Source organism: Paenibacillus sp. CAA11, assembly GCF_003060825.1.
Lineage (GTDB): Bacteria > Bacillota > Bacilli > Paenibacillales > Paenibacillaceae > Fontibacillus.
This window is the reverse complement of sequence record NZ_CP028922.1, coordinates 2,175,058-2,188,159: the sequence shown is the minus strand read 5'-3', so window position 1 is coordinate 2,188,159 and position 13,102 is coordinate 2,175,058. Positions and strand designations below refer to the sequence as shown.

Annotated in this window: 12 protein-coding genes and 1 riboswitch; of the genes, 3 read left to right on the top strand and 9 right to left on the bottom strand. The window is 45.3% G+C overall.

Annotated features, from left to right (window positions below):
* Positions 1-12: 12 nt before the first annotated feature.
* The 3 genes from DCC85_RS10240 to fabF all read right to left on the bottom strand — a co-directional run bounded on the left by DCC85_RS10240 (position 13) and on the right by fabF (position 2,712).
* Complete coding sequence (locus DCC85_RS10240; protein WP_108465503.1) at positions 13-816, bottom strand: transglutaminase-like domain-containing protein; 804 nt, start codon at positions 814-816, stop codon at positions 13-15.
* A gap of 12 nt (positions 817-828) precedes the next feature.
* A riboswitch (cyclic di-GMP riboswitch) is annotated at positions 829-908 on the bottom strand.
* A 256-nt stretch (positions 909-1,164) separates the two neighbouring features.
* A complete protein-coding gene (locus DCC85_RS10235; protein WP_108465502.1) occupies positions 1,165-1,383 on the bottom strand; it encodes a hypothetical protein in 219 nt (72 codons plus the stop codon).
* A gap of 90 nt (positions 1,384-1,473) precedes the next feature.
* On the bottom strand, positions 1,474-2,712 hold the full coding sequence (fabF, locus tag DCC85_RS10230; RefSeq protein ID WP_108465501.1) for a beta-ketoacyl-ACP synthase II: 1,239 nt from the start codon (positions 2,710-2,712) through the stop codon (positions 1,474-1,476).
* A 120-nt stretch (positions 2,713-2,832) separates the two neighbouring features.
* Here fabF and DCC85_RS10225 point away from each other — a divergent pair, with 120 nt between their 5' ends.
* On the top strand, positions 2,833-3,666 hold the full coding sequence (locus DCC85_RS10225; RefSeq protein WP_108465500.1) for a helix-turn-helix transcriptional regulator: 834 nt from the start codon (positions 2,833-2,835) through the stop codon (positions 3,664-3,666).
* A 36-nt stretch (positions 3,667-3,702) separates the two neighbouring features.
* Here the strand turns inward: DCC85_RS10225 and DCC85_RS10220 are convergent, their stop codons facing one another.
* The 5 genes from DCC85_RS10220 to DCC85_RS22940 all read right to left on the bottom strand — a co-directional run bounded on the left by DCC85_RS10220 (position 3,703) and on the right by DCC85_RS22940 (position 10,406).
* Positions 3,703-3,975, bottom strand: coding sequence for an SDR family NAD(P)-dependent oxidoreductase (locus tag DCC85_RS10220; RefSeq protein WP_108465499.1), 273 nt, complete (start codon positions 3,973-3,975; stop codon positions 3,703-3,705).
* A gap of 330 nt (positions 3,976-4,305) precedes the next feature.
* On the bottom strand, positions 4,306-6,120 hold the full coding sequence (locus DCC85_RS10210) for an ATP-binding protein (protein ID WP_234414411.1): 1,815 nt from the start codon (positions 6,118-6,120) through the stop codon (positions 4,306-4,308).
* A gap of 172 nt (positions 6,121-6,292) precedes the next feature.
* Positions 6,293-8,257, bottom strand: a complete 1,965-nt coding sequence (gene treP / locus DCC85_RS10205) for a PTS system trehalose-specific EIIBC component (RefSeq protein WP_108465496.1) — start codon at positions 8,255-8,257, stop codon at positions 6,293-6,295.
* Positions 8,258-8,271: 14 nt separating this feature from the next.
* Entirely contained in the window at positions 8,272-9,984 is a 1,713-nt protein-coding gene (gene treC / locus DCC85_RS10200) for an alpha,alpha-phosphotrehalase (protein WP_108465495.1), read from the bottom strand.
* Between the two features lie 245 nt (positions 9,985-10,229).
* The gene (locus DCC85_RS22940; protein WP_159081841.1) at positions 10,230-10,406 is read right to left on the bottom strand and encodes a hypothetical protein; all 177 of its coding nucleotides are present in this window, start codon (positions 10,404-10,406) and stop codon (positions 10,230-10,232) included.
* Between the two features lie 125 nt (positions 10,407-10,531).
* Here DCC85_RS22940 and ybaK point away from each other — a divergent pair, with 125 nt between their 5' ends.
* Both ybaK and DCC85_RS10190 read left to right on the top strand, forming a co-directional pair.
* Positions 10,532-11,008: a Cys-tRNA(Pro) deacylase gene (gene ybaK, locus DCC85_RS10195; RefSeq protein WP_108465494.1), complete on the top strand. Its 477-nt coding sequence runs from the start codon at positions 10,532-10,534 to the stop codon at positions 11,006-11,008.
* A gap of 23 nt (positions 11,009-11,031) precedes the next feature.
* Entirely contained in the window at positions 11,032-11,277 is a 246-nt protein-coding gene (locus tag DCC85_RS10190) for a DUF3951 domain-containing protein (protein WP_108465493.1), read from the top strand.
* A 73-nt stretch (positions 11,278-11,350) separates the two neighbouring features.
* Here the strand turns inward: DCC85_RS10190 and DCC85_RS10185 are convergent, their stop codons facing one another.
* A complete protein-coding gene (locus tag DCC85_RS10185) occupies positions 11,351-12,898 on the bottom strand; it encodes an acetate--CoA ligase (RefSeq protein ID WP_108467803.1) in 1,548 nt (515 codons plus the stop codon).
* Between the last annotated feature and the right edge of the window lie 204 nt (positions 12,899-13,102).

Here is a 13,102-nt window from a genome sequence, read left to right as displayed (position 1 = left end):
ATCCGTAAAAAATTAATAATACTTAGCAGTTTTGTATTTAGAGGATTCCTTAATCATGGCTTTGTTTTTAGTATACTTTAACCCCGCATCTACAGTAGTATCTATAAGATTCCACTTGCCATTCAGAAAAACCTCATTCCACGCATGATACTCTGTAACATATGCCGATGAACCTGTTACAAGCTTGGCCGGAATATCTACACTTCGCAGCATAGCAGCAAACAAAGAGGAATATCCATAACAGGTTGCAGATTGAGAAGTTAATACTTGATCCGGGTCTGGTGTATAATCTGGAGTTTGAATTTTAGCCAATTTAGTATCATATTTGATGTTCTTTGTAATATAGGCATAGATCGCCTTCACTTTATCTTCATCACTCTTCAGATTCTTGGTTAACTCCTTGGCTTTAAGAGCTGCCTTACTATTCTCATTCCACTTCACTTTCTCAATTGAATTGAGATACACGATCTTGGAATCCGCCAAATTGAGCTGAACAGTTACATAATCCAGCACTTTGTATTTATTACCCGACACCTGTTCCAGCAGAGACACCTTATAGTCTCCATTTCCGAACTGAAGTGGAAAGCTATGAACTTGTCCATTTGAAGCAAGCTGATAGTTATAGGTTATATTGCTCTTTGAAATCATGACTCTGTAGCTGTTTGTTGTGGGAGCCTTATATGTAACCTCTATAACTCCTTGATCTAGCTTAGTTATATCTAACCAGGAATGTTCCTTGGCTGATACGTCTTTCGTCTGTACAAGAACGGCCAATGTTACCAATAATGCTACAAATAAAGAACTCCATTTTCTCATAAAAAATCCCCTTTCGATAGCTGGCTGCCATCCTCATTGAAGGCCCTATAGCTTTGCGTCCCCGTCTTTCGGCGGGTTTGCCATTGTCGTATGGTTTAAGCATAGCTTACAACAAATGGTGTCGATATTTGTAGTAAATAATTTACAAATTAAAAAATTTAACTATATAAAAAAGCCCAAAGTAAACTTTGGGCCTACAACTTTAGTCAACAGCATTGAATAATAATTGAATTCACTTTGTAGATTTCCCCCTATATAGATTGAACTAAAGAGTTTTACATTGAATCTTCTGTTATCACGGCCTAATACTGTCCTATAACGTTCATTTCTTTAGTTCGTTCTATATAGCTACGGCTTTTTCACAAGCACCAGACCCTCCAGCCTCTTAAGCCCTTCTGTACTTAACCAGCCGCTTGTCCCCGCAAAGAGTGCATTGTCAAAAATCCGCATCCACAAATTAAAGAGCAGTGTCCCTATAATCATCTCTACCAAAACAAATGATTTTATTGAGTACATCTCAATGACATAAACTTTAAATTCATCAGCCACAGGAACCTTGAATTTCATAGTACACCTCACTGTCACTTATTCGTGTTCATCTTATGAGTCAGTCAGGTTGTCTAATTCATCTATGGCAAGGTGAATTTCCAAGGCTGCTTAATCGCTGAATTTCCTAAGAATAATTACGGCATTATGACCGCCAAAGCCAAAAGAATTGGACATACCAAGCTGAACGGATGCCGAGCGTGCGGTATTAGGTACAACATCTAAGTCACAATCGGGATCAGCGGTTTCCTGGTTAATGGTAGGCGGAATGACCCCCTCCTGAAGAGTCTTTACCAGCGCAACCGCCTCTGCCCCTCCTGCTGCACCCAGCATATGTCCGGTCATAGACTTGTTTGCTGTGACAGGAATGCGATAAGCGTGGTCGCCAAATACAGCCTTAATGGCTAGCGTTTCCGATTTGTCCCCCACCTCGGTACTGGTCGCATGTGCACTAATGACATCAATTTGGTCTGGAGACAAGTGAGCTTCCGCAAGTGCTGCCTTCATAGCTTGTGCTGCTCCTCTTCCTTCCGGATGAGTGGCTACCATGTGATAGGCATCCGAGCTGGCTCCATAACCGCACACCTCGGCCAAAATAACAGCCCCCCTGTTAAGGGCATGGGTAAGCGACTCCAGCACGAGAATCCCGGCTCCTTCGGCTATGACGAACCCGTCACGTCCCGCATCAAAGGGCCTGCTCGCCCGGCTTGGTGCATCATTTTGGGTAGACATTGCTGTTGCATTGCCAAAGCTTGCCATGGAGAGCTCGGTTACAGCAGCTTCCGCTCCCCCAGCCAGAATTACATCAGCATAGCCTGTCCGAATGGCCCGAAATGCTTCACCTATGGCTGTATTCCCAATAGAACAGGCGGTTACTGGCGACATCGTCGGTCCCTGCAAGTCCCATCTCATACTGATCATTGCGGCCGCCATATTCGTAATCATCATAGGAACCAGGGTCGGGCTAACCCGCTGCGCGCCTCGTTCCAGCAGCACTTTGTGCTGCTCCAAAAGGGTATTCAACCCGCCAATTCCTGAACCGACGTAAACTCCAACCCGGCTGGAGTCCAGCTTGCTGAAATCAAGCATAGATTGCTGCACAGCTTCCTCTGCGGCAGCAAGCGCAAACTGATTGAATCTATCCAATCTCCGGGCTTCTTTCCTGCCAAAACGGCCAGTCCCATCAAAATCCTTCACACTGCCGGCAATCTTCGTTCCGAGCGCGGAGGTATCAAACTGATCAATCATGGTGATTCCAGATTGTCCCCGGGTTAACTGATTCCAAAAGGTGCTTACCTCTTGGCCTAAAGGGGAGATAATTCCCATTCCTGTAATAACTACTCGTTCCATCGCTACCTCTCTCCTTTGATCTCACAACTATTAATTTCATTGTGTCACTCCAGTTATCCTATTACAAGTTGTGGGTTATCCTAGTATAATAACTGATATGATATCAAACGGAGGGTTTCTATGAACGATCAAGAACGGCTTATGGCGCTATCGGTATTCCTAAAAAAACAAAGAGCAAAAATTACCCCTGAGCTAGTCGGTCTTCCCGCAGGAACGCGGCGAAGAACACCGGGGCTGCGAAGAGAAGAGGTAGCACAACTGGCGGGGGTGAGCACTACGTGGTACACCTGGCTGGAGCAGGGCCGAACGATTCAGGTATCCGCATCCGTATTAGAGAACATCGCGTCTGCTTTGCAGCTAACCCTTGATGAACGAAGGTATCTGTTCTCGCTAGCGCTGGAGACAAGCTCTGCGATCCATCCCCTGGAGGAAACGCCATCACGAGTTAACCCATCATTACAGCGGATTATTCAAGAACTCAAGTACTATCCGGCCATCGTTTCAGACCGAAGATGTCACATTGTAGGTTGGAATGAAGCGGCAAGCCGTGTCTTTCTTGACTTTCAGCAGATTCCCGAAGAGCAAAGAAATATGATTCGCCTGCTCTTTACGCGCCAGGAGCTGCGGAGGCTTGCCGTGAATTGGGAGGATTTCGTCAGCGGCTACCTGGCTATCTTTAGAGCTTATTACGGAGAGTATGTAGGAGATGAATGGTATAACCAATTTTTGTCCGAAATGAAAAGAGAGCATCCTGCATTCAGTGAGATATGGGAAGAGAACCGGGTCAGCTCCGGACCTGAGGTCACGCTTGAATTCAGACATGGGAAAGCAGGGAGGATGCTGTTTGAACTCACATCCCTTCAGGTGCATGGATCCTCGGATCTGCGTTGCAGCATTTATACCCCCAAGGAGGACTCCACAACAGAGTTGAAGCTCATTCAGCTAATGAAGTGAATAGAAAGCCCGTGCCCCAGGCTCAAAGTTTATAGTTCAAATGATATACGGATTAGATTCAATCTGCTCTGCCTTCGCAACCGCCTCTTCCAGCGTCAGCCCCGTAAAGTTCTGGGCGTGGAAGAAGCGCCCGCTCGTGGTGTTGACGATGCGTCCAAATCCACGCTCGATCATTGTAGGGATCAGCCGGTGACATATCGTCGCAACGGAAATGAAATTAATGCGGAAGCTCATCTCAAAATCCTCTATCGATGTATTCCAATAATCCTCTCTACATGCAATTTGAATTGCAGCGTTGTTGAATAACACTCATTGTGCGGATTATGGGTGACCGTAGATTCTATGTTAAAATAAACAGTGACTTATTATTTATGTTAGAGAGGTGTTTGAAATTAATAAAAGGTTTGGGCTTATACTAGTTTTAATCGCGCTGCTTATTAATGTAGCTTTTCAAACGACGCTGTCTTACATCATTGCGATAAGTATTTTAGGCCTTGCTGCCATTTTGGACATTATCCTTGTGGACAGACAACAAAAATTGCAGAGACTAATTACTTATATCATTGCCTTAGCGATCTTTATGCTTGTTCACTCGCTGAGGTAACCTTAGATCACGAAAACAGTGGAGGGGCTGTCCTGTTAGGACAGCCCCCTGCAATTAACTGCCGTCTGTTGCCTAGACACCATATCTTCCGTGATCTGATCCAATATATTTTTTAGAGATTCAGCAGAAATCGGTTTTTCTAAGAAATAATTCATCCCTTCCGATCTGTATTCCTCCCTAATATTTCCCTCCAATGTGGTTACAGCTATAATATATGGCTGATAACCAGCATAAGGCAGGCCGTCGCGAATTTGCCTAACGATAGAGAACCCGTCTGCGGCGGTCCTATGTACATCTATAAAGATGATATCGATCTTGTGCCTCTCCACAGCCTCTTTAACTAGTGATCCTTGTAAGGCCGTAATGGAGCTATACCCCCATCTGCTCAGCATGTTCTGAAGAACCGCCTGATTCACCTCGTTGTGATCAGCTAGCAGTATATTCAAATCCGTGCTCTCGCGCACGATCCTGTCAGAAGAACTTGCCAGCTCACAAGTCTCGCTGCAGGACTCAAAGAGAGCAGTAAAGGTAAAATTCGATCCCCTCTCAGAACGAGGCTCCATCCAAATGGCTCCGCTCATGAGCTCAACCAGCTGCTTGCTGATTGCAAGTCCCAGACCGGTCCCCTCCTGCTTTCGAGTCACGCTATTCTCTATCTGGTAGAAAGGATCAAACAGGCGAGGAATTAATGCTGCATCTACACCGATACCCGTATCCCGGACCGAGAAGCGTATTTCACACTTGCCATCCTCATCAGACAAGCTGTCGACCGAGATAAATATCTCCCCTTCTGTAGTAAACTTTATTGCATTACTAATCAGATTCATCAGTACTTGTCTTAATCTGCTAGAGTCACCAATCAGCCGCTCCGGCACACTCGAATGAACATGGGCTGAGAGCTCAAGCTGTTTGGCCGTGGCCTGAATCTTCAGCAGATCCATAGCTTCCCCGAGCACATTTCTAATACTGAAGGGCTCTAGATACAGACGGGTATGACCTGCCTCATTCTTAGAATAATCAAGGATGTCATTCACGATCTTCAGTAAGGCGGCACCGCTGGATTGAATAATCCGCGTATATTCCACCTGTTCTTCTGCTAGCGGCGTATCCATCAGCAGCTGTGTCATCCCAAGGATTCCATTCATAGGGGTTCTGATCTCATGACTCATCATAGCAAGAAAAGCACTCTTGGCTTTATTGGCTTCCTCGGCCGCCTGCTTCTCGATCAGCATGTTTTTTTGTTCCTGATAGAGCTGCTGCTGGACAAATAAGGATGGGAAAATCACCTTATCCTCATCCTGGGAATGCCCTGCATAGAGATTCGATTTCACAAGCTCCTGATCGGTCATCAAATATTCATGAGTTCTAAGCAGCGTATTCTGAAGCGAAGCATTTAAGGCATGGCCATCATAAGCACAAACCGAGACCACTCCTTCTTCCCTGACAGCCGCATCCGCCTTACGTTCAAATTCCTCAAGCTTCTGAGCAATATTCATATCGCTATCTTCTTCATCCCACTCAACATGGGCCCAAGTTCGAATAGGTGTCTTTTGTTCCTTGAACCCATTAATAATATCCTTGAAATTCTTAATAATCTGACCACTGTGGAAGTTGCCGTTCTGGTGATAATACAGCCGGTTATCCAAATAGCTAATTCGTTCGTTTATTACCTGTTCAGACCATTGATTCAACAATTTATAATAAATTCGTTCGTATGCGGATGGGTTGTCGATTAGGATCAGATGATGCCCTTGCTCTATTCCTGTAGAAATATAAATTACAGCATTATCGACATAATAATCTATTTCATCATAAACATATAGAATGTGACCACTGTTGTTAGTTGTCATCCGATCATTAAGGGTTACAGAAAATTTGTGCATTAGAGGCCCCTTCATCTATTAAAAATCATAGTTATAAAGATAGGTTCCAGCTTTATCCTAACCAGTATAACACTCTTCTTCAGGAGATGAGGAGGTAAAAAAAGAGCACAGCCATTATAAGGCTGTGCTCATCTTAAATTTAAGAGGCCAAGTGAACTTTAAGAACCGTATGCCTACCTGCATCAACCTTTCCGGTCTCCGCTTGCTCTACCCGTTCTACGATATCCTGCCCATCAGGTATAATGATCGGTGTTATCAGAGGCAATCCTGCATTTCGAATGGCCTCCATATCAAATTCAAGCAGCAGCTGGCCAGCTTTGACCTCATCACCGATCTCCGCATGCAATTTAAAGCCATTGCCCTTCAGTGAAACGGTTTCAATACCTACATGGATCAGCACTTGAACCCCGCTCGCATGTTCAAGAATCATTGCATGCTTGCTTTTGATTACATGAACAACCTTAGCATCAAATGGGGCTACGACCTTTCCGCTCGAAGGCTCAATCGCTATGCCATCACCCATCTGCTTCTCTGCAAAAGCCGGATCCGGAACTTGATCCAGATTCTCAGCGACCCCTGATATAGGTGCGTGAATCTCCAGTACATCCACAGGTTCCTTACGATCCGGTGAAGTTGTTACAATCTGGCCAGAAGCCGCAGATGAAGCTTCAGTGCTCGCTCCAGCCGCTTGCCGTTTGCGGGTCGCGGATTTACCATACAATACGGTAAGAACGAACGGAATTACGAGAACAATAGCCATGCCAATGAAGAATACTCCCCATTGATCCGGGAAGATAGAGAGGAAGCCAGGAACACCTCCCACTCCGATAGATGAAGCAAGAACATGATTAATAGTAAGCAGAATACCGCCAATAGCCGAACCGATCATTCCAAAAATGAATGGGTATTTATAACGGATATTAACCCCGAAGATGGCTGGCTCTGTGACTCCAAGGAAGGCCGATACCGAAGAGGTTACAGCCAGGCCCTTTGTCTTCTGGTCTCTAAGCACAAACAGCATGGCCAGAGCCGCAGAACCTTGGGCAATATTGGACAATGCAAGCATTGGCCACAGATAAGTACCGCCTGTACTGCCGATAAGCTGTACATCCACAGCAAGGAAGGTATGATGCAGGCCTGTTACGACAAGCAGGGCGTAAAAACCTCCGTATAGTAGACCGCCAAGAGCTGGTAAAGTATCAAAGATGTAAGTAAGGCCATCCGTAATCGCATTGCCAATAGCGAACGTAATTGGACCGATCACGGTAAAAGCTAAGAAGCCTGTAATCAGAAGCGTAACCGGCGCAACAACAAGAAGCTTAATGGAATCGGCTACACGCTTGCGCAGGAAAATTTCAATTTTAGATAGCAAATAAGAAGACACGAGCACGGGCAAAACTTGTCCCTGATAACCAATCTTGTTAATATGCCAGCCAAACAGGTCCCATACCGGAACAGTACCTTCCAGCTTAGCTGTTGCATAGTTATTTGCATTTAGCAAGTCCGGATGAACCAGGATTAGCCCCAGCACAATTCCGAGCAGCGGGCTACCACCAAACCGGGTTACTGCGGACCAACCGATCAGGGCCGGCAAGAAGGTAAAGGCCGTATTCGCAATCAAGTTAATGATCGAAGCAAAATCGGTCCATGCCGGATATACCTCTACAAGCGACTTTCCTTCGTAAAAGATCCCCGGACCCGTTAAAATATTATTAATCCCAAGCAGCAGACCTGCTGTAACGATCGCTGGCAGGATCGGAATAAAGATGTCTGCAAGCACCTTAATAGCCTGCTGCAGCGGATTCTGCTTCTTCCCTGCCAGCTTCTTCACATCTTCCTTAGAAGAACGCTGCCCACCTGTTATGGAGATCATCTCGTCATAGACCTTATCGACGATTCCCGGACCGATGACGACTTGAAATTGTCCTTGGGTGGAGAAATGTCCCTTTACCAGATCATTCTGCTCCAGCATACGTTCATCTATTTTACTCTCATCGGCTAGAGCGAAACGGAGTCTTGTCACACAGTGAGTTGCTGCTTCAATATTCTCTTTTCCGCCAACAGCCTCAATGATACTCTCAACCTGCTTACGATCAATTGCCATAGAGACGGCTCCTCTCAGTTTAATTTCTTAAGGTCGTGAATAAGCCACATATAGGAAGCAAATGGTGACAGCGATATCAACTTCCGCAATGCCGGCTTCTCCTCTGTGTTGCCAATGAGCAGTGTATGCTCTCTTCCATCAAGCTGCTCCAGCACAAAGTCTTGAGGGAACTCAAATTCTACTGCTTCATTGCTGAAATTGGAGACAACCACTAGCGTTTCATTCTCAGAGGAACGGGAATAAGCAAATACCTGGGGATGTGCTTCATCCAAACGATGATAAATCCCCTCAGTTAAGATCGGATACTCCTTGCGCAGCGAAATAAGTCTCTTGTAGTGGTTAAAGATCGAATCGGGATCGTTCATTTCTCTCTCTGCATTAATTTCTGGATATCGTTCATCGACTTTAATCCACGGGGTTCCGGTAGTGAAGCCTGCCTGTGCATCCGAGTTCCACTGCATCGGAGTTCTGGAGTTATCGCGAGAACGCTGCTTAATGATCTCAAAAGCCTCTTCCCGTGTCTTCCCATTCTCCTGCATGATTCGGTACATGTTGAGAGATTCAATATCCCGTAATTCCGAAATATCATTCCATTGTGGGTTAGGCATACCTATTTCTTCTCCCTGAAAAACATAAGGCGTTCCTTGAAGCCCGTGAAGCGTAGTGGCAAGCAGCTTCGCGCCTTCCTTCCGATATTGGAAGTCATCCGTGAATCTCGACAAGGCGCGCGGCTGATCGTGATTATTCAGGAAGAGCGCGTTCCAGCCTCCCCCTTGCTGCATTCCAACCTGCCATTCGGACAAGAGACGCTTCAACTGCTCGAAGTCATAGGGCATGAGCTCCCATTTCTGTCCGTGCGGGTAATCTACTTTCAGATGATGGAAGCTAAAGGTCATCGAAAATTCATGTTCACTAGGATTGGAATAACGAATGCAGTTCTCCAGGGTAGTAGATGACATTTCACCAACGGTCACAATTTGATAAGGAGAGAAGACTTTCTCGTTCAATTCCTTAATAAATTCATGGACTCTTGGGCCATCTGTATAAAATCTTCGCCCATCTCCCGGTAGAACGCTTACATCGTCATCGGGGAACTGCTGATCCTTCGAGATTAGATTAATGACGTCTAGTCTAAAACCCCGAACACCCTTCTCGGCCCAGAAGGTCATTAATTTAATTACTTCTTCCCGAAGCTTCGGATTTTCCCAATTCAGATCTGCCTGGGTTTTGTCAAACAATGTTAAGAAATATTGCCCGGTGGTTTCATCATACTGCCACGCAGGTCCACCGAATTTGGACTGCCAGTTATTAGGGTAACCGCCGTCAGGGCCCGGGTCCTTCCAGATGTAATAATCGCGATAAGGATTATCCCTAGATTTGCGGCTTTCTTGGAACCATCGATGCTCTGTCGATGAATGGTTGACCACAATATCCAGCATGAGCTCCATGCCGCGGGACTTCAGTTCTCGAACGAGTTCATCGAAATCCTCCATCGTCCCATAGTCCGGATTGATCTGGCAGTAATCTGCCACATCGTAACCGTTATCATTTTGCGGAGATACATAGACGGGCTGAAGCCACACCATATCAATTCCTAAATTTTTTAAATAATCTAACTTGTCGATCAAGCCGCGGATATCTCCAACGCCATTTCCTGTCGTATCCATGAAGCTCTTGGGATACACCTGATAGATTGTTGATTTCCGCCACCATTCTTGATAAGTCATTTAAGATGGCCCCCCTTTTTCAAATTTTAAACACTAACTATATTAATCATGTATATACAAGTATAGAACAATAATATTACTTGTATATACATGTTGTCAAACCCAAATCTGATGTCTTCTTATTTACTTACCCACTAATCTCCTTATTACTTCCTTAATCTCTTTAGTTCCCTCCATACAAAAAAACTGCCGCACAAAAAAAGTGCAGCAGTTCTTATCGGAAAACCCTATAAACTGATCGAAGTTTATTTGAAATAATCGTAGCCTTTATGCTTGTGCTTTCGGCCGTGTAACCATTTCGAAAGCTTGCTTTGCCGCTTCCGCTTCTCCAGCGTTTGCTTCATTCCCCGTATGAGAAGCTTCGATCTCCACTCATTATCACGATCCGTCTCTCTAAGCTCCTTCAAAAAGTCATCATCCATCTGTATCCGCATCTCCATTTTATAGATTCATCTTATTATATGGAACGTTTGTTCCCTTTTCAAGTAAAATTCTGGATTCCGTGTATAATATGAATTAACCGAATTGCAAGAGAGGGGATAAATTTATGCAAATTCATAAGACAAACGCCATGCGGATTTTAGACACCAAGCACATTTCATATCAAATCCATTCCTATGATCCCGAGGACGGAAGAATCCATGGCACAGCGGTGGCTGAGAAAATTAACCGGCCAGAAGAACGAGTATACAAGACACTTGCGGCCCATAACAAACAGAATATATATATCTTTGTCATTCCTGTATCAGGCGAGCTGGATTTGAAGAAGGCGGCAAAAGCTGCGGGCGAGAAGAAAATAGAGATGCTGCCGGTAAAGGAGCTCCAAAAGTGGACGGGTTATATACGCGGCGGATGTTCTCCCATTGGTATGAAGAAGCTGTACCCCACTTATGTCGATCAGCAGGCTGCAGCAATAGACAGCATCATTGTTAGTGCAGGTAAAATCGGAGTTCAGGTAGAATTAGAGCCACAGGATCTGCTAGATACGGTTCAAGCCAAGTTTGCTGATTTAATTCAGCTCTGATTATATATATTAAGGGAGGTATTATGAATTTTATTTTACTCTTTATGTGTTTTGTATCAGGATTATTTATTGTTTTAATAGGCTTAATTGTATTCAAAATGATCAGAAAGAAACGAATCCCTGATATTTACTACACTCCATTTGACTATATCACGGGACAAAGCACCATTGAATTTCATGAAGAAAAGGAAGACGAGGAACAAGACAACGACCAAGGTGATGACTTGGATAAAAATATCAAAAAGCCAGCTCAACCTTTAGGCTCATAGCGACTCAAAGACCTATAATAATTTAAGCCGATTTGGCTGCAGTTTATCTGCATCCAAATCGGCTTCATGTACCTCAGTTCTTACTAGTCAAAGCCTTCCGTTCCTGCTCACGCAGCTCCACTCTGCGAATTTTACCGGAGCTCGTCTTCGGCAGACTGGATATAAACTCAATTTTCCTTGGGTATTTATAGGGGGCCGTCCAGGCTTTCACATGATGCTGCAGTTCACGTACCAATTCTTTAGTACCCTCTAGCCCATCGACTAACACGACGAATGCCTTCACGATAGAACCGCGAATTTCGTCAGGACTTGCAACAACGGCGCATTCCTTCACTACCGCGTGCTTCATCAGTGCCTCTTCCACCTCAAACGGACCGATGGTATAACCGGAGCTGATGATAATATCATCATTTCTCCCTTCGTACCAGAAATATCCGTCTTCATCCATTCGCGCACGGTCTCCTGTCACGAAGAATTCCCCGCGCTCGTTGCTCTTCTTCCGTTCAGAATCCTTATAGTAGGTTCGGAACAGGGCAGGCATGTCCACATGCACCGCAATGTCCCCTACTTCATTTGGCGCTACCGGACGGCCGGATTCATCAACAATCTCAATGAGTCCTGGTGAAATGGCTTTGCCCATAGAGCCTGAGCGTACAGGCGTATTCATCAGGTTCCCGATCAGCAGCGTGCTCTCAGTCTGTCCATAGCCATCCCGAATTGTAATGTCGAATTGACGCTTGAATACTTCGATCACTTCCTGATTGAGAGGCTCCCCTGCGGATACCGCACTTCGCAGGTTCGACAGATCAAAATGATGAAGTCCATCCGTCTTCGCCATGATCCGATATTCTGTTGGCGTGCAGCAGAGGACTTGAATTTTATATTTCTGCATCAGTTCCAGATAGCGGCTTGGCTGAAAGGAACCACTGTATACAAACCCTGTCGCTCCTCTGCCGAGTACCGAAAGAAACGGGCTCCATATCCACTTTTGCCAGCCAGGGGCTGCCGTTGCCCACACCATATCCGACTCTTGAATATCCAGCCACAGGATCGAAGCGATGCGCAAGTGGGCATATCCCCAGCCATGACTGTGAACCACTCCTTTGGGATTTCCCGTTGTCCCTGAGGTGTATGCGAGAATCGCCGTATCATCACGATGTGTCTGCACTGCCTCAAATACATCGGGTTGTCCATTCATCAGCTTGTCCAAGTTGACCCAGCCTTCAGGAACATCATTCTGATGACTGGGAACCGCTATGCGGAATGCAAGTGACGGATGGTCTTCTTCAATCTTGTCCACTTCTGGGGTGCAATCTGACCATGAGATGACGGCTCTTGCACCGGAATGACCAAACCGATAAGACAAATCCTTGGCGCGCAGCATTTCTGATGAAGGAATCACAACAAGTCCAAGCTTTAGGCAGGCAAGGTAAATCACATAGGCGATAATTCTACGCGGTACCATGACGAGCACACGGTCTCCTTTTACCAATCCCAGGCCGCCAAGGCCATTAGCCAGCTGGTTAGCCTGCTTCATCAGATTTCCATATGTGACTTCCTCATATTCTTCGTGATCGCTTAACCATTTAAGCGCAGTCTTATCTGCCGGATGATTCTCCATCTCTGAAGTAAGGTTGTAGTATTCAGGTGCAATCCATTGTTGAAAATTCAAAGGTGAACCTCTCCTTTAATATCAATTGGGAGCTTAATACACCTATTATACCACTTAATCCTAGTACCAAGTACTAATTTTGTGAAGATTTTATTTTTCAATGTATAACAGCGTCAATTCCGGCTAAAATCCACAGGTGCAAGGGGTAGAACA

What these genes read in the sequence shown, in the direction of transcription:
- DCC85_RS10225 (WP_108465500.1), top strand. Translation starts at nt 2,833, where the DNA reads ATGAACGATCAAGAACGGCTTATGGCGCTATCGGTATTCCTAAAAAAA.
- fabF (WP_108465501.1), bottom strand. Translation starts at nt 2,712, where the DNA reads ATGGAACGAGTAGTTATTACAGGAATGGGAATTATCTCCCCTTTAGGC.
- treP (WP_108465496.1), bottom strand. Translation starts at nt 8,257, where the DNA reads ATGGCAATTGATCGTAAGCAGGTTGAGAGTATCATTGAGGCTGTTGGC.
- DCC85_RS10185 (WP_108467803.1), bottom strand. Translation starts at nt 12,898, where the DNA reads ATGGAGAATCATCCGGCAGATAAGACTGCGCTTAAATGGTTAAGCGAT.
- ybaK (WP_108465494.1), top strand. Translation starts at nt 10,532, where the DNA reads ATGCAAATTCATAAGACAAACGCCATGCGGATTTTAGACACCAAGCAC.
- DCC85_RS22940 (WP_159081841.1), bottom strand. Translation starts at nt 10,406, where the DNA reads ATGGATGATGACTTTTTGAAGGAGCTTAGAGAGACGGATCGTGATAAT.
- DCC85_RS10190 (WP_108465493.1), top strand. Translation starts at nt 11,032, where the DNA reads ATGAATTTTATTTTACTCTTTATGTGTTTTGTATCAGGATTATTTATT.
- DCC85_RS10235 (WP_108465502.1), bottom strand. Translation starts at nt 1,383, where the DNA reads ATGAAATTCAAGGTTCCTGTGGCTGATGAATTTAAAGTTTATGTCATT.
- DCC85_RS10210 (WP_234414411.1), bottom strand. Translation starts at nt 6,120, where the DNA reads ATGACAACTAACAACAGTGGTCACATTCTATATGTTTATGATGAAATA.
- treC (WP_108465495.1), bottom strand. Translation starts at nt 9,984, where the DNA reads ATGACTTATCAAGAATGGTGGCGGAAATCAACAATCTATCAGGTGTAT.
- DCC85_RS10240 (WP_108465503.1), bottom strand. Translation starts at nt 816, where the DNA reads ATGAGAAAATGGAGTTCTTTATTTGTAGCATTATTGGTAACATTGGCC.